At 73.7% G+C, this 15,793-nt stretch carries 11 protein-coding genes and 1 tRNA gene; 7 read left to right on the top strand and 5 right to left on the bottom strand.

Features of this window, described 5'->3' with window-relative positions; translation table 11 throughout:
• The first annotated feature begins 171 nt into the window (after positions 1-171).
• The 3 genes from gltX (at position 172) to AB0N84_RS14305 (ending at position 2,749) form a co-directional block, all read left to right on the top strand.
• Positions 172-1,659 (top strand): glutamate--tRNA ligase, encoded by a 1,488-nt coding sequence (gltX, locus tag AB0N84_RS14315; protein WP_363547453.1) that lies wholly within the window; start codon positions 172-174, stop codon positions 1,657-1,659.
• A 10-nt stretch (positions 1,660-1,669) separates the two neighbouring features.
• On the top strand, positions 1,670-2,632 hold the full coding sequence (locus AB0N84_RS14310) for an NAD(P)/FAD-dependent oxidoreductase (RefSeq protein WP_182048099.1): 963 nt from the start codon (positions 1,670-1,672) through the stop codon (positions 2,630-2,632).
• Between the two features lie 45 nt (positions 2,633-2,677).
• Positions 2,678-2,749: transfer RNA gene (locus AB0N84_RS14305), tRNA-Gln, on the top strand.
• A 114-nt stretch (positions 2,750-2,863) separates the two neighbouring features.
• Here AB0N84_RS14305 and AB0N84_RS14300 read toward each other — a convergent pair.
• Positions 2,864-3,742 (bottom strand): glycoside hydrolase family 16 protein, encoded by an 879-nt coding sequence (locus AB0N84_RS14300; protein ID WP_182048098.1) that lies wholly within the window; start codon positions 3,740-3,742, stop codon positions 2,864-2,866.
• A complete protein-coding gene (locus tag AB0N84_RS14295; protein ID WP_363547448.1) occupies positions 3,732-5,927 on the bottom strand; it encodes a hypothetical protein in 2,196 nt (731 codons plus the stop codon). Before AB0N84_RS14295 ends, AB0N84_RS14300 begins: the two co-directional genes overlap by 11 nt.
• 310 nt (positions 5,928-6,237) lie before the next feature.
• Here AB0N84_RS14295 and AB0N84_RS14290 point away from each other — a divergent pair, with 310 nt between their 5' ends.
• The 3 genes from AB0N84_RS14290 to AB0N84_RS14280 all read left to right on the top strand — a co-directional run bounded on the left by AB0N84_RS14290 (position 6,238) and on the right by AB0N84_RS14280 (position 9,714).
• Positions 6,238-7,569, top strand: a complete 1,332-nt coding sequence (locus AB0N84_RS14290) for a glycosyltransferase (RefSeq protein ID WP_363547445.1) — start codon at positions 6,238-6,240, stop codon at positions 7,567-7,569.
• A 352-nt stretch (positions 7,570-7,921) separates the two neighbouring features.
• Positions 7,922-8,752: a glycosyltransferase family 2 protein gene (locus AB0N84_RS14285; protein ID WP_069710645.1), complete on the top strand. Its 831-nt coding sequence runs from the start codon at positions 7,922-7,924 to the stop codon at positions 8,750-8,752.
• Positions 8,749-9,714, top strand: a complete 966-nt coding sequence (locus AB0N84_RS14280) for a glycosyltransferase family 2 protein (RefSeq protein ID WP_363547444.1) — start codon at positions 8,749-8,751, stop codon at positions 9,712-9,714. Before AB0N84_RS14285 ends, AB0N84_RS14280 begins: the two co-directional genes overlap by 4 nt.
• 303 nt (positions 9,715-10,017) lie before the next feature.
• On the opposite strand, the gene AB0N84_RS14275 is transcribed toward AB0N84_RS14280, so the two are convergent.
• The 3 genes from AB0N84_RS14275 to AB0N84_RS14265 form a co-directional block, all read right to left on the bottom strand.
• Complete coding sequence (locus tag AB0N84_RS14275; protein WP_363547441.1) at positions 10,018-11,571, bottom strand: oligosaccharide flippase family protein; 1,554 nt, start codon at positions 11,569-11,571, stop codon at positions 10,018-10,020.
• Complete coding sequence (locus AB0N84_RS14270; RefSeq protein WP_363547438.1) at positions 11,568-12,473, bottom strand: beta-1,6-N-acetylglucosaminyltransferase; 906 nt, start codon at positions 12,471-12,473, stop codon at positions 11,568-11,570. The genes AB0N84_RS14275 and AB0N84_RS14270 overlap by 4 nt, the downstream gene beginning before the upstream one ends.
• A 307-nt stretch (positions 12,474-12,780) precedes the next feature.
• Positions 12,781-14,127 (bottom strand): glycosyltransferase, encoded by a 1,347-nt coding sequence (locus tag AB0N84_RS14265; RefSeq protein ID WP_363547436.1) that lies wholly within the window; start codon positions 14,125-14,127, stop codon positions 12,781-12,783.
• A gap of 401 nt (positions 14,128-14,528) precedes the next feature.
• On the opposite strand from AB0N84_RS14265, the gene AB0N84_RS14260 reads away from it, so the two are divergent.
• Positions 14,529-15,752 (top strand): ABC transporter substrate-binding protein, encoded by a 1,224-nt coding sequence (locus AB0N84_RS14260; protein WP_223246512.1) that lies wholly within the window; start codon positions 14,529-14,531, stop codon positions 15,750-15,752.
• The last annotated feature ends 41 nt before the right edge of the window (positions 15,753-15,793 follow it).

The raw sequence follows: 15,793 nt of genomic DNA, 5'->3' as shown, positions 1-15,793 counted from the left end.
TGGTACTGCAAGGGGGACCTTGTGGGAGAGTAGGACGCCGCCGGACTCACCTTTGCAACACCAGGGAACCCCTGACCAGTCATGGTCAGGGGTTTCCTGCGTTCACGGGGCGATCCACAGGAGTTCGATCGACTGCGGTGCACGAGGGCACGCCGGTAGGATCGGGGGGTCATGACTGCGCCATTCACCACCGCCACCGGCTCCGACGTCCGAGTCCGCTTCTGCCCGAGTCCGACGGGGACCCCGCACGTGGGCCTCATCCGGACCGCGCTCTTCAACTGGGCGTACGCACGCCACACCGGCGGCAAGCTCGTCTTCCGCATCGAGGACACCGATGCTGCGCGCGACAGCGAGGAGTCGTACCAGCAGATCCTCGACGCGCTGCGGTGGCTCCGGCTCGACTGGGACGAGGGCGTCGAGGTCGGCGGCCCGCACGGGCCGTACCGCCAGTCGGAGCGGTCGGACGTCTACGACGAGGTCATCGGGAAGCTCAAGGCCGCCGGGCACGTGTACGAGTCCTACGTCACGCCGGATGAGATGGAGGCGCGCAACCGCGCCGCGGGCCGCGACCCGAAGCAGGGCTACGACAACCACGAGCGCGACCTGACCGAGGCCGAGCGGCAGGCGTTCCGCGACGAGGGTCGCGAGCCGGCGCTGCGACTCCGCGTGCCGGATCGCGACCTGAGCTTCGACGACCTGGTGCGCGGCGAGATCACGTTCAAGCAGGGGACGTTCCCGGACTTCGTGGTCGTCCGTCCGAACGGCAAGCCGCTGTACACGTTCACCAACCCGGTGGACGACGCCCTGATGGGCATCACGCACGTGCTCCGCGGCGAGGACCTCCTGTCGTCGACGCCCCGTCAGATCGCCCTGTACGAGGCGCTCGTCGAGGTCGGCATCACCGAGTTCGTCCCGCTCTTCGGGCACCTGCCCTACGTGATGGGCGAGGGCAACAAGAAGCTGTCCAAGCGCGACCCGGAGTCGAACCTCTTCCACCACCGCGCTGCCGGCATGGTGCCCGAGGGCCTCCTGAACTACCTCGCGCTGCTCGGCTGGTCGATCGGCCCGGACCGCGACGTCTTCTCGTCCGACGAGATGGTCGCGGCGTTCGACGTCGTCGACGTCAACCCGAACCCGGCCCGCTTCGACCACAAGAAGGCCGAGTCGATCAACGGCGACCACATCCGCCTGCTGCCGGCGGACGAGTTCCGTGCGCGCCTGGTGCCCTACCTGGCCGACCACCTGTCCGACCCGGTGACGGCGGAGCAGGAGCGGGTGCTCACCGCGGCCGCTCCGCTCGTGCAGGAGCGCATGCAGCTCCTCGGGGAGGCTCCGGGCATGCTCGGCTTCCTCTTCACCGCGGACGACGCGCTCGTGGTCGAGGACGACGCCCTGGCGACCCTCAAGGCCGATGCGGGCGACGTCGTCCGTGCGGGCGTCACGGCGCTCGACGGGGTCACCGACTGGACGACCGCGTCCATCGAGGCGGCCCTGCGCGAGGCGCTCATCGACGGCATGGGACTCAAGCCCCGGGTGGCGTTCGGGCCGCTCCGCGTCGCCGTCTCCGGCCGACGCGTGAGCCCGCCGCTCTTCGAGTCGATGGAGATCCTCGGCAAGGACTCCACGCTGACGCGCCTGCGCCGGCTCGCGGACCGCTGACGCCGCCGTGGTGACCGCTGCGGGGGAGCACGACGCTGACGGCCCCCTGGTCGTCGACGTCGCCGTGATCGGCGCCGGTCCGGCCGGGCTGAGCGCTGCGCTCAACCTGGTCCGGGCACGGCGGACGGTGCTGCTCGTGGACGCCAACCGTCCGCGGAACGCCGCGACCCTGCGCTCGCACGGCTTCCTCACGCGGGACGGCATCTCGCCGCTCGAGCTGCGGAAGCTCGGGCGGGAGGAGATCGAGGCCTACCCCGAGGCGACCGTCGTGCAGTCGGTGGTCGACCGGGTCGCCCCCGACGGTGACGGCTGGGCCGTGCACGGGACCCACCGCGGGGCGGAGCTCCACGCCCGTGCGCGCGCCGTCGTGGTGGCGACCGGGCTCCGGGAGGAGTTCCCCGCGCTGCCGTCCCTGCGGGCCTTCTACGGCACGTCCGTGCACAGCTGCGTCGAGTGCGACGGGTACGAGCACGGCGGCGCGTCGCTGGCGTTCCTCTGCGAGACGGCGGACGTGGTCGACCGAGCGCTGCTCGTCGCGTCGTGGACCGACGACCTGGTGGTCTACACGAACGGCGTTGCGACCCTCGACGAGCGAGGACGGGCACGCCTGGCGGCCGTCGGCGTCCTGGTCGACGAGCGGCCCGTCGCCGACCTCGAGGGGGACCGGACGGGCCTGACGGGGGTCCGCCTCGCCGACGGCGACGTGCGGGCGCACACGGGCGCGTTCGTCCGCCCGCTGTGGCACGCGGACCTCGACTGGGTCGACGCGCCGCTGGACCGCGACGCCGACGGGCTCGTCCGCGTCGACCGGCTCGGTCGGACCGGCGTCCCGGGTCTGTACGCGGTGGGCGACGTGACCCCGCCGGGGCCGGAGCAGCTCGTCGTGGCGGCCGGTCACGGGGCGTCCACGGCGGCTGCGGTGCACCGCGACCTCGTCGGTGGTCTCGAGGACCTCCGGGATGCTGTACAGTAGTTGATCGTGCCCCGGACAACGGGGAACACGAGGCCGACAGGCCTTTGGGGTATGGTGTAATTGGCAACACAGCGGTTTCTGGTACCGTCGTTCTTGGTTCGAGTCCAGGTACCCCAGCTCGAGAAAGGCCCCCGGGAGATCCCGGGGGCCTTTCGCGTTCCTCGACACGTGGATGTCCGTCGCTGGACGGTGGACACGCCCGACCGCCGTTCGAGGCGGAGATCCGGACGGTCAGTTCGCCTGGCGGTACGCCACGACCCAGTCGACGAGCACGTGTCCCGCGGAGTCGGCCGGCACGCGACGGTCGTCGACCGTGGTCTCCGCCTGCAGTGTCACACGCATCGGCGTCGAGGGCACGGCGCCGGTCGTGCTCGCCACGAGTTCCCCGTCCCACCAGAAGCGCACCGCCTCCGCCGTCCACTCCATCGTGGCGACGTGCCAGTCCTCCTGGCCCCCGGGGATCGTGGGGGCGTCCTCGGGCAGGAACGTCATCTTGCCCGTCGAGTGGTCGAGGCTGCCCGGCACGGCCGAGACCGGGCGCACGTCACCGCCGAGGTCGCCCTCGGGCCAGTCGATCTCGCCCTCGTCCCAGTTGCCGGAGAGCGGCCAGAGGAGCATCACGAACTTGTAGCCGGGCACGTCGTCGGCGCGGTAGCGGATGGACACGCGCTGGTGCGTGTACGACCGGTACCCGGCCGGCAGGACCGTCGCGACGAGCGGTTGACCACCCTCGGAGCGCAGGTGCAGGTCGAGGACGGAGTCGTGCACGGAGACGACCTCGTCCGGGTGGTACAGCCCCTTGCCAGAGGTGTCGCGGATGCCGGTGTACTGCGCCATCGCCGGGTAGACCGAGAGGAGCTGCCCGTGCGCGGCGTCACGGTCGAAGTCCTGTGCCAGGTACGGTACCCAGCGGACGCCGTCCTCCTCGAGCGCGCCGGTCGGCATGCGCTCGGCCTCGGCCTGGTCGGCACGACGGGCGCTCGTCGGCAGCACGACGGCCACCGTCCCGGTCAGCGCCGCGGCGCCGACGAGCCCGGCGACGACGGCGCCGCGCCGCAGCACGGAGCGTCGGGTGTGCAGCCGGTGGCGCGCACCGGGTTCATGCTGCACGGGTGACCTCGTAGATGCGGACGCCGTCGCGGTCGTACCGGAGGGTGCCGTCGGCGGCGACGGACCGCTCGAGCGCGTCGACCTCCGCGCCGGTGAGGACGCCGCGCCGCACGACGTCTGTGCGCTCGGTGTCCGAGAACACGACCCAGTCGTCCCCGCCGTGGGACCGTCCGGCGATCGCGTCGTCGAGGTCGGCCGGCGTCATCGCGCCGTGGTACCACGGCATCATGTCGCTCAGGGACAGCACCTGCCCCCAGCGCTCGAGGTAGGCGGGGTAGTCGGCACCGATGATCGCGGGGAACCCGCCGACCGTGGTGAGCGTGTCGTCCGCCGCGAACCGGCCGTCGAGCCAGCGTGCGGCGGTGACCTCGCTCGCGGGCGTCTGGTTCGCCTGCTCCGCCTGGAACGTCGTCCCGACGAAGAGCAGGGCCGTGACGGTGACCAGCGCTCCGGTCGCGGCGAGGCGGAGTCGTCGTCCGTGCAGGGCGTGGACGGCCGCGATCGCGAGGAAGGGCGCGGAGAAGAGCACGACACGGAACTTCCCCTCGCCGCCGTAGCTCTGCCCGAGGACGAGGACGACGGGGCAGGCCGCGAGCCAGAGGACGAGCAGGGCGCGCTGCGCGTGACCGGCCCGCACCGAGCGGACCAGGCCGACCAGCGCGACGACCGCGACGAGCGCGGTGAGCGCCAGGACCCCGCGGCTCTGCAGGGTGGTCGCGAGCGACGGGATCGCGATCGACGTCGAGGCGGCGGTGACGTTGCTGACCGGGTCGAAGCCGGTCGTCAGCCCGAACTTCTCCTGCACGTAGTCGAGGTTCGGGAGCAGGTAGAGCAGCGGGGCGGCACCGACCGGCAGCGCGATCCACCAGGGGCGCACGACACCGACGAGGACGAGGGGCACGAGCGCGGCCACGAGCACGAACGGCGTGAGCTGGTGCGACGCGGTGATGACGGCCTGCAGCAGGACGACGAGCACGACGGCGGTGACGGTCGCGGTGCGTGGTGCCGGTGCGACCGCCGGCACGACGGGCGCACGACGGGCCCGCAGCACCCGGGAGACCCCGCCGACCAGACCCCGGCCGAGGGCGTTCGGCGCCCGGCGGAGGGTGGTCAGGACGACGAGCACGGCCGCCAGGAAGAGCGCGAACGCGAGGGCCTGCGGCGAGTAGTAGTCCTGCCCGACCCAGTTCGCCGCGCTGAAGAGCACCGCGGCGGTGACGGCCCAGCGGCCACGCAGGCCGAGTGCCCGCGCGATGCCGAACACGAGGGCGCCGTCGAGCAGCGCGAACGAGACCTCGACGTACCGCACCGGGTCCGACGGGTCGGCGGTGCCGGTCGCGGCGCCGAGGAAGGCGCTCATCGAGAAGAAGCCCGGCCACCGGTTGTAGATGTCGATCGTCGGGTCGACCGACCCGTGCTGCTGGATGTAGGCGGTGACCGCGATGTGCTTGAAGACCCACGGCGGTCGGGGTTCGGCGGCCACGAGGTTCGCGGTGCCGTAGGCGACGACGACGAGCACGGCCGCCGACACGACCCGCAGCGCCGCGGGGAAGCGCCGGTCGACCAGGGCGGTGACCGTCACGGCGAGGACCGCCCCGGCTCCGAGCCACCACGTCGGGGCGACGGCGGGGAGCAGGCCCCACTCGCCGAGGGCGGTCGCGTCCGTCTGTGCGGTGCCGACGGCCCACAGCGCCGTGCCGGTCACGAGCACGCCGCCGCCGACCACGAGTCTGACGAGCGTGCCCTCGTGCCGGGCGGCCCAGGCGGCGCGGACCGCTCCGGCGAGCGTGGCGCGCTGGCCCGCGCGGACGGTGACCACACCGTGCGCCAGGGCCGCCCAGCCGCTCACGACGAGGACGAGCCCCGCCGCCGGCACCGGGGTCCACCGGTCGGCCCACACCATGACGAGCGCGACGACGGCGTCGACGGCCGCGCTCGTGGCGACGACGAGGGCGGCACGCCCGACCGGCTCGGTCAGGCGCAACGGGCGCACGAGGGCGAGCCCCGGGACGACGAGGAGCGCGGCGAGGACGACACCCGTCCGCACCGGTCCCGTCGCACCCGTCACGAGGAGCGCGGTCGCGAGGAATGCGAGCGCCGCGGCGGCGAGGGACGGCACGGGGGAGCGGGGGACCACCCGGGCAGGCCGGAGCACGACCCGGTCCGGGGTCGTGGTCGCGGTCACGGAGCGACCACCGGGGTCGTACGACGCATCGGGCGTTCCTTCGTGTCGGGCGGCGTCCCGGGGTGGGGCGCGGGGCCGCCGGCGGGCCGGCGGAGCGGTCGGGCACGCGCCGACGGCGAGTCCGGCCGAGGCGGCGTGTCATGGCACGGTACCCACGGCCGCCGCCGCCCCACGAGGTCCGTCCGGGCACTGTGCGGGTGCCCTGCGGCATTGCGGGATCACGCACGGCCGAGGCACTGCGGGCGAGGGGAACCGCACGCTCCGGGGACCGGCGTTGACGGGCGTCCGAGCCTCCGGGGACCGTGGTCGCATGACCTCCACCGCGTCACGACCGTCGTCGTCCCGTCTCGTGCTCGAGCGCCCGATGACGAGCCCCGAGCCGCCGACCTGGTCCGGTGCCGTGTGGGTCGGCGCCGTCGACGTGCACGCGGTGCCTACCGACGACGCCCCGGTCCCGCTCACGGACGCCGCCGGTCACCGCACCGCACGGCTGCTCGTGCGCGAGGGCGCCTCGCCGCGCGGCTTCGTCGACCTGCCCGTCACCGACAGTGCCGTCGACGCCGCCGCCCTCCGTGCCGCGGTCGCCGCACTCCCGGCCGCCGAGCACCCGCCGGTCCCGGTCCACCTGCCCCGCACGAGCGTCGTCCTGTGCACCCGCGACCGTGCCGACCAGCTCGCCGCGGCGCTGCGGTCGGTGCTCGCCGTCGACCACCCCGACCTCGAGGTCGTCGTCGTCGACAACGCCCCGTCGGACGACGCCACCCGGCGCCTCGTGACCGCACCCGGCACGGACCCGCGTGTCCGGTACGTGCTCGAACCCGTCCCCGGACTCTCGAGCGCGCGGAACGCCGGGGTCCGCGCGGCCCGCGGCGAGGTCGTCGCCTTCACCGACGACGACGTCGTCGTGGACCCCGGCTGGCTCCGCGCCCTCGCCTCCGGGTTCGCCCGCGGCGAGGACGTCGTCTGCGTCAGCGGCCTGGTAGCCAGCGGCGAGCTCCGGACGCCGGCGCAGCGGTGGTTCGACGAGCGGGTGACGTGGTCGCGCAACCTGACGCCGCGGGTCTTCCGGCTCTCGGCACCCCCGGCGGACCGACCGCTCTTCCCGTTCTCGGTCGGCGACTACGGCACCGGTGCGAACTTCGCCGTGCGGCGGGACGCCGTCCTCGCCCTCGGCGGGTTCGACGAGGCGCTCGGGGTCGGCACGGTCACCGGCGGCGGCGAGGACATCGACATGTTCGCCCGCGTCGTGCTCGACGGCTCGGCACTCGTCGTCGAGCCGTCCGCCCTCGTCTGGCACCGGCACCGCGCGGACCTCGCCGCGCTCCGCACCCAGGCCGTCGGTTACGGCACCGGGCTCGGTGCGTGGCTGACGAAGACCGCGCTCCGTCCGCGCACGCTCGGGATGGCCCTGGTCCGCGCACCGCGCGCGCTCCGGCACCTGCTCGGCGGTCCCGTCGCGCCCGTCGCCGAGCCCGGCGGGGTCCCGGCCGCCGCACCCGCCGCCGGCGACGACGCCTTCGACCGCGAGGTCGCGGCGGTGCGGGGCACCGAGCTGCGCGCCGTCGTCCGCGGGGTCGCCCGGTACGCCCGCTCGCGTCGCGTCGTGCGCGCGCGTGCCGCCGCTGCGCGCCGCGCGCTCTGACGCCTGCCGGGGCGCCGCACCGACCCACCACCCGTCGGACGGGAGGCGCGCGGTGCGGCCGCCACGCGCCTCCCGGCCGTGCCGTACCGACCCTTCCGTGCACCGTCCGGATCGGCGCGTGGTTGCGGGTTTCCGTACGACGCGTGGCGGGGCCGCAACGCACCTCGCGCCGCATTGACCGACGGAGGCGGTGCGGACGAAGGTGGGAACGCCCAGGGAACGGTGTACCCCCGTTCCGGACGGCCGCCGAGGTCACTGCCTCGCCGCCGGAACCCCCTCGTCCCGCCGTCGCCCACCCAGCGACGGGCACCCCGGGACCCTGCCAGCGCCGCCTGAACCCGACAGGAGCACCATGACCACCACCGTCCGGCCCCGCGAACCCCGCGTCTCGGTCGTCATCCCCGCCCGGAACGAGGCGCGGAACCTCGAGATCATCCTGCCGATGCTGCCCGCCGTGCACGAGGTGATCCTCGTCGACGGCAACTCGGTCGACGACACCATCGCCACCGCCCAGCGGCTCATGCCCGGCATCACCGTCGTCCAGCAGACCCGCAAGGGCAAGGGCAACGCCCTGGCCTGCGGGTTCGAGGCGGTCACCGGCGACGTCGTCGTCATGTTCGACGCCGACTGCTCCGCCGACGCCGCCGAGATCCCCCGCTTCGTCGACGCGCTCGTCGCCGGGGCTGACGTCGCCAAGGGCACGCGCTACGCGCCCGGCGGCGGCAGCGACGACATCACCGTGATCCGGGGCCTCGGCAACAAGGGGCTCAACATGATCTCGAACCTGCTGCTCCGCGCGAAGTACACCGACCTCTGCTACGGCTACAACGCCTTCTGGGCGGACACGCTGCCGACGGTCGGCCTGCTGTCCTCGACGCTCCCGCAGCCGACCGACGGGTCCATGCGCTGGGGCGACGGCTTCGAGATCGAGACGATCCTGACCTGCCGCTGGTCGGCGGCCGGGTTCCGCATCACCGAGGTGCCGAGCCACGAGAAGCTCCGCGTGCACGGCACGAGCAACCTCAACGCCGTGAGCGACGGCATCCGCGTCCTGACGTCGATCATGCACGAGCGTCGTCGTGCCCGCGAGGTGGCCGCCCGCGCCCGCCTCGCACCGACCCCGGTGCGGGCCCGTCCCGTGGTCGAGCCCGTCGCCGTCCTCGACGAGGAAGCCGCCGCGTGACGCGCCCCACGGTCGCGGTCGTCATCTGCGCGTACACCCAGCGGCGCTGGGGCGACCTGCAGGCCGCCGTCGAGTCGGCGAAGCGGCAGCCCGAGGCGACCGAGGTGATCGTCGTCATCGACCACGAGCCGGAGCTCCTGCTCCGCGCCGCGGCCCGGTGGCCCGACCTCCAGGTCGTTCCGAACGCCGAGGACCGCGGGCTCTCGGGCGCGCGCAACACCGGCGTGGCGCTCGCCGCGTCGGACGTCGTCGCGTTCCTCGACGACGACGCCGCGGCCGACCCCGACTGGCTGGTGCACCTCGTCGAGGCGCTCGACCTGCCGGACGTCGTCGGCGTCGGTGGTCGGGCGACCCCCTCGTGGCCGGACACCACCGGTGCCGGACCGTACCCGGACGAACTGCTCTGGATCGTCGGGTGCAGCTACGCCGGGCTGCCGACGGCGGCCGGTGACGTGCGCAACGTCATCGGGTCGAGCATGGCCTTCCGCCGTGACGTCCTGCTCGCGGCCGGGGGCTTCCGCTCCGGGATCGGCCGGGTCGGCAACCAGCCGCTCGGGTGCGAGGAGACGGAACTCTGCATCCGGATCGCCCAGATGCGGCCCGAGGCGCGCATCCGGTACGAACCGCGGTCGAACGTGTCGCACCGCGTCTCGCCCGACCGGGTCACCATGCGGTACCTCCGTCGACGCAGCTACTACGAGGGCATCTCGAAGGCCGTGCTGAGCCGCCGGGTCGGTGCGAAGGACTCGCTCTCGAGCGAGGGCACGTACCTGACCCGGGTGCTCCCCGGTGCGGTCCTGCGGGAGCTCGGAGCGCTCGGACGGGGCGGGGGCGTCCGCGCCCTGGCGATCGTGACGAGCGTCGTGGCGACGGTCCTCGGGTACGCCGTCGGGCGGACCCTCGGCACGGTCGTCGTGCGGACGCCGGCGGCGGCCCCGGCCCCGGAGCGCGTCACGGCCTGACCCCTGGTGGCCCTGCGACACAGCGGCCCCGGCTCCCCACTCGGGGTGCCGGGGCCGCTGTCGTGTCCGGGGTCGGGGTCGGGGTCGTGTCCGGGTGCGGCGTCGTCGTCGTCGTCGTGTTCGGGTGCGGCGTCTCGTGGCGCGATGTGCCGCTGCACGACCGGAGGCACCTCGCGCCGCGTGATCACGTGGTGCGAGGTGCCTCCGGTCGTGCGGTGCCCGCCCGGCGAGCGTGCGTGGTGGGCTTGCGCGCGGGCACCGGCGCGCGGGCGCCGACGGTGTGGCGCCTGTGCGCCGGTCGGGTCAGGCGGTGCGGCCGCGTGCGGCACGGAGCCGCTGGACGAACCACGGCATGCAGGCGACGACGCCGACGATCCGCACGACGTTCCACGGCAGGTCCTGCGGCGCCAGCAGCGATGCGGCGGCCAGGACCACGGCGGGGACGACGACGAGGAACACGCGGCGACCGGGGCCGCGCCACTCGCGACGGTCCGGCAGCGCTGCCTGCTGCAGCACGGCCAGCAGCGCGTACGCGACGACGGTCGCCAACGCCGCGCCGGCGATGCCGAGCGGCGGGACGAGGAGCAGGTTGGCCCCGATGTTCGCGACGGCCGCGACGGCCGCGATGACCCCGACCGCGACACCGCGGCGCTCGACGATCAGCAGGCGCCCGGTCGCGCCGCTCGCGACGACCGGGAACGCGGTGAGCGCGACGACGAACACGACGACGGTGAGCTGCTCCACGCGGTACGACGCGGGGGCGAGGATCGGCAGCGCCACGGGGGACACGAGGGTCACGGCGAGCAGGACCGGCGCGAGCAGCAGGTAGAGCTCGTCACGTGCGTGCATCGCCAGGCGGCGACGGGCGACGGCGTCGCGGAGCGCGGCGAAGTGCGGCGCCCACGCGCTGTTCGTGAACGTCAGGAGCAGGATGACCGCCGATCCGACGACGTAGGCGATCTGGTAGCGGGCCACCTCCTCCGGGCCCAGCAGGCGCTGCACGATGATGCGGTCACCGGCGTTGAGGACGAAGTACGACAGGTTGCCGAGCGCGATCGGCACGCCGAGCCGGAACGCGCGGGCGGTGACCGCACGGTCGAGCAGCCCGCCGAGGCGGGGCCGGACGGCGACGAGCCCGATCACCATCGCCGTGCCCTGGGCGACGACCCCGCCCCAGGCGTAGGTGGTCGCGTCGGCGTGCACGAGGACCAGCAGGCCGAGGCCGATGATCGAGCCGCCGACCGAGGACAGCAGGCTCGTGACGGCGAAGACGCGGATGCGGTCCTGCGCGACGAGCAGGGCGAGGGACATCTGCACGAGGGCGGCGGGCAGCGTCCACAGCACGGCGACCAGGAGCAGCGGGTGCTCGCCGACGAAGCCGGCGGCGTCGCCCCAGACCGGGATCGTGCCGAGCGCGACGAGCGTGACGACGGTCGCGAGGACCGCACCGACGGAGACGAGTCCACGCGCGGCGCGTTCGTCGCCGTCCTCGGCCCGCTGGAGCACCGCGGCCTGGTCGAGGCCCGCGACGGCGAGCACGCCGAGTGCCTGGTAGAGGGCGATCGCCGAGGCGAGCACACCGAACTCCGACTGCGGCAGCAGGTGTGCGAGGACGGGGGAGACGAGCGAGCTGACGACGAGCTGCATCGACCAGATGACGACGTAGAGCATGCCGCGCCCGAACAGGACCGACGCGCCGCGCTGGACGGCGGTGCTGCCGGTCGACGTGCCCGGTCCGTCCGACGTCGACGTCGACGTCGACGCCGACACCGGTGTCTGCGTCGGCTCGGCGACGTGCCGTCCGGCGTGCGGCTCGGCGGGGACGGCGGTCGTCCCGGTCTCCGGTGCTCCGCTCACGGGGCGGTGACCTCCGTGCGACGCTGACCGCGCAACCCGACCGCCGCGTCGACGAGGTCGAGCAGGTCCGAGCTCCGCTCCGTGGAGAACTTGCGGGCGAAGACCTGGGGCAGCTCGTCGCCGGCACCGGTCCACCGGTCCAGCAGCCGCCCCGCGTCCGCCGTGGTCAACCACGGCGGGCTCTTCATCCGCGTCCCGTCCCAGCCGATGTACCACGGCGAGTGCTCGACGTGCTCGTCGGCGAACCCGGGCACCAGGGCGGGGGAGTTGAGGATCGACGGCACGAGCGACTCGTCCGCGATCCACGCGCGCCGCCAGAACCGGACGAGCCCCGGACGTGCATCGACGACGTCGAGCACAGCCTGTGCGTGCTCGCGGCTGATGAGCTTCATCTGCGACCCGCCGGTCAGGACGACGTCCCGCGGCAGTCGGCGCGGCACCGGCAGGCGCAGCATGTGCTTCCGCCAGGCCCAGTGCCGGTAGCGGAAGCGCGACCACCCGCCACCACGCCAGTCGGGGTGCGGCAGGGGGTGCGTGATGAGGAAGGACCGTCCGCGGTGCGCCTCGAGCAGCGCACGGATCTCGTCCGGGGTCGCCAGCGGGTAGTCGCTCCCCGTGAGGACGGCGACGTGGGTGGCGTCCGTCTGCGCGAGCGCGGCACGGTAGCCGGCGATCTCGGCGGCCGCGTTCTCCCACCGCGCCCATCCCGTGCGCTGCCGGTCGAGCAGCCGGACACGGGACGGCAGTCCCTCGGTCATGGCACCGTGCACGTCGTCCGGGGTGCGGACGTCGCAGTGCAGGAACACCGGGAAGGGGTCCAGTGCCTCGACGAGCCGGCGGACCTGCACCGGGTCCTCGTGGGCGAGGACGACGCAGGCGGGAGCCGCGGTGGGGATGGCCATGGACGCGACGCTAACCGCGCCGTTCCGGGCCGGACAAGGCGGCCCGGGGGTGGCTGCGGGGATGCGGCGGTTTCCCGCACGCCTCCCCTTGCGACGCTGTCAGCGCCGGCGGCGGAACCGCGGGCAGTCGCAGAGGGCGCAGTCGGTTCCGGGACGGTAGTGCTCGTGCGCCTCCTGCTGGTGGCCGCACACGCAGGTCGTGGTGTCGGTGTCGGTGCCCGGCAGCATGCGTCCTCCTCGTGCCCGGCGCGCGGTCGCCGGATCGCCCCTCGATCCTAGGGGGACGACCGACCGGGCGGCGGGAGGATCAGCGGGTCGGGAACCGGCCGGACTCCACGTCACGCCACCGTCGCCGACTCCGCACCCACGCGGCCGGACCCGCCGGGAACCCCCGGAACTCGTGGTACGCCAGCGACCGCGGCACCGGGACCACGGCGACGGGCGCCGCGGCAGCAGCAGCGCCGGCTGCGTCGTCGGTCCCGCGACCGCGTCGGAGGGTGGCCACGACGCCGCGGACCTTCCGGCCCGCGGCGAGCGGGACGAGGCGTGCGAGGACGGCGAGGTGCCGTCGGTCCCGTGCGACGAGCGCGCAGAGCAGCGCCGTGTAGCCGACGCCGTTGCCGCGGAGCTGCGCGTGCAGGGCCTCGACGGTGCGGCGGTGCCGGTGGTGCACGACCGCCGTTGGTTCGAAGCCGACCCGCCCGCCGCGCCACAGCGTCTCGACGAACATCGCGAGGTCCTCGCCACCGCGTGCGGGGGAGCCGGCACCGAGGGTGGTGTCGAACCCGCCCACGACCTCGAGCAGCTCGCGCCGGAACGCCATGTTGGCCCCGGCGCCGTACGCCCCGATGCCGTAGACCGGGAAGCGGCCGCGCACGCTGCCGTCGGGGCGCACGGCGGCGACCTGCGCGTGCCGCATCGTCCCCGGGACGTCGTCGGGCACGATCGTCACCGGGTCGAAGGTGCGTTCGCCGCTGAACCCGCCGTAGTACGCCTCGTACCAGACCTGCGCGGGCGTCGCGAGCTCGGTCGGCAGGATCACGCCGCTCACCGCGTCGAGCCCGGGTTCGGTGGCGAAGCGCTCGCCGAGGGCGCGGAGCCACCCCGCGTCGACCTGCACGTCGTCGTCGGTGAAGGCGACGACGTCACCGTGCGAGGCGGCCACGCCGGCGTTCCGTCCGGCGGAGAGCCCGGGCCGCCGTTCCGTGACGAGCCGGACGTCCCGCCCCGCGAGCACGGCGGGCAGCGGGTCGTCGGCGGGCACGCGGACGCGGTTGTCGACCACGACGACCTCGTGCCGGGGGTAGTCGAGGTGCTCGAGCACGTCGAGCAGCCGACCGAGGTCCTCGACCCGGTCGACGACGGTCGAGACCACGACCGAGATCGAGGGCAGTGCGTCGTCCGGCACCACGCGGGGCGTCCGGTGCGGGGCGCCCGCGGTGCCGACGAGGGGGGCGAGGACGCGTGCGGCGTCGGCCGGGTCGGCGGTGAGTGCCACGTCGGCCGTGCAGACGGGGTGGCCGGCGCGGTACCCGACGACCAGGGCGGACGACCCGGCATCGTCGGCGACGAGCTCGGGCAGCGGCGCGTCGAGGTCGACCCGGACGACCCGACGGGGCCCGGGCAGGGCGACGGTGGCGGTGGTGGTGGCCATGGTCGGGGACGCTACGGCCCTCGGGGCTGCCGGACAACGTCGGCGGTCGACGGAGGCGGGGACGGTGCGGAACCCCGCAGCGCCGCCCCCACCGCGGGCCGGCACGCGGGTGGATGCGGGAGCGTGCGCACGAGCGACGCCGAGTGAGCGCTCACCAGGGGAAAGGCGTCCGCGGTGCCGTGGTCACGAGCCGGTCACGACTTCGCGGCGACCGGTTGCGGAGCCGTCGCGAGCGGGCGTAGCTTCCTCCTCCAGCAGGCAGCGTCGCCTGCTCCAGGCGGTCGCCGTCCGCGTGCGGACGGCGTCCTCCCTGGTGATCTCGATGAGGAGACAACGCTGTGAACACAACCCGCACCAAGGTGCGCCTCGCCTCCGTCGCCGGGCTCGCCGCCGTCGGCCTCGTGCTGACCGGTTGCTCGGCCGGCGGTGCCGCGAACACGGACGACGCGAAGAGCGGCCAGGACAGCCGCGGTCCGATCACCTACGTCCAGGGCAAGGACAACTCGAACGTCGTGCGACCGCTGATCGAGAAGTGGAACGCCGCCCACCCGGACGAGAAGGTCACGTTCAAGGAGCAGTCCGACCAGGCCGACCAGCAGCACGACGACCTCGTGCAGCACTTCCAGGCCAAGGACGAGAACTACGACGTGGTCGACGTCGACGTCGTCTGGACCGCCGAGTTCGCCGCGAAGAGCTGGCTCACCCCGCTGACCGGCTCGATGGCGATCGACACCTCGAAGCTCCTGCCGTCCACCGTGAAGACGGCGACCTACAACGACACGCTCTACGCGGCGCCGCAGACCTCCGACGGCGGACTCCTCTACTACCGCAAGGACCTCGTCAAGACGCCCCCGACGACGTGGGACGAGATGATGCAGGACTGCGACATCGCGAAGCAGGCCGGCATCGGCTGCTACGCGGGGCAGTTCGCGAAGTACGAGGGCCTCACGGTGAACGCCTCCGAGGCCATCAACGGCGGCGGCGGCTCGATCCTCGGTAAGGACGGCGCACCCGACGTCGACACCACGGCCGCGAAGGCCGGTCTGCAGAACCTCGTCGACGCGTTCAAGGACGGCAACATCCCCGCCGAGGCGATCACCTACCAGGAGGAGCAGGGCCGCACCGCGTTCGAGGACGGCAAGCTGCTGTTCCTGCGCAACTGGCCGTACGTCTACAACCTCGCCAAGACCGACGGGTCGTCGAAGGTCAAGGACACGTTCGGGATCGCTCCGCTGCCCGGCAAGGACGGTGTCGGTGCCTCGACCCTCGGCGGGCACAACGCGGCGATCAGCGTGTACTCGAAGCACAAGGCGACGGCGCACGACTTCCTCGAGTTCCTGATCTCGAACGACACGCAGAAGTTCTTCGCGACCCAGGGCTCGCTCGCCCCGGTCGTCGGCGACCTCTACACCGACTCCGAGCTCACGAGCAAGCTGCCGTACCTGCCGACGCTCCTGAAGTCGATCGAGTCGGCCGAGCCGCGTCCGGTCACGCCGTTCTACCCGGCCGTGACGAAGGCGATCCAGGACAACAGCTACGCCGCGCTGAAGGGCTCGAAGAGCGTCGACGAAGCCGTGAAGGACATGCAGGCGGCCCTGCAGTCGGCCACCAGCAGCGGCAACTAGTCGCGACCACGTGCCGGACTGGAGGCGCGGGACCGTCCCGC

Origin of the sequence: Curtobacterium sp. NPDC089185 (assembly GCF_040685235.1) — a bacterium.
GTDB lineage: Bacteria > Actinomycetota > Actinomycetes > Actinomycetales > Microbacteriaceae > Curtobacterium > Curtobacterium citri.
Note: the sequence above shows the minus strand (reverse complement) of the source record. Positions and strands in the feature narration are given on the sequence as shown.

Bases quoted from the DNA above. Each gene is read 5' to 3' on its own strand.
- AB0N84_RS14285 (WP_069710645.1), top strand. From the start codon at position 7,922: ATGACCACCACCGTCCGGCCCCGCGAACCCCGCGTCTCGGTCGTCATC.
- AB0N84_RS14290 (WP_363547445.1), top strand. From the start codon at position 6,238: ATGACCTCCACCGCGTCACGACCGTCGTCGTCCCGTCTCGTGCTCGAG.
- AB0N84_RS14270 (WP_363547438.1), bottom strand. From the start codon at position 12,473: ATGGCCATCCCCACCGCGGCTCCCGCCTGCGTCGTCCTCGCCCACGAG.
- AB0N84_RS14265 (WP_363547436.1), bottom strand. From the start codon at position 14,127: ATGGCCACCACCACCGCCACCGTCGCCCTGCCCGGGCCCCGTCGGGTC.
- gltX (WP_363547453.1), top strand. From the start codon at position 172: ATGACTGCGCCATTCACCACCGCCACCGGCTCCGACGTCCGAGTCCGC.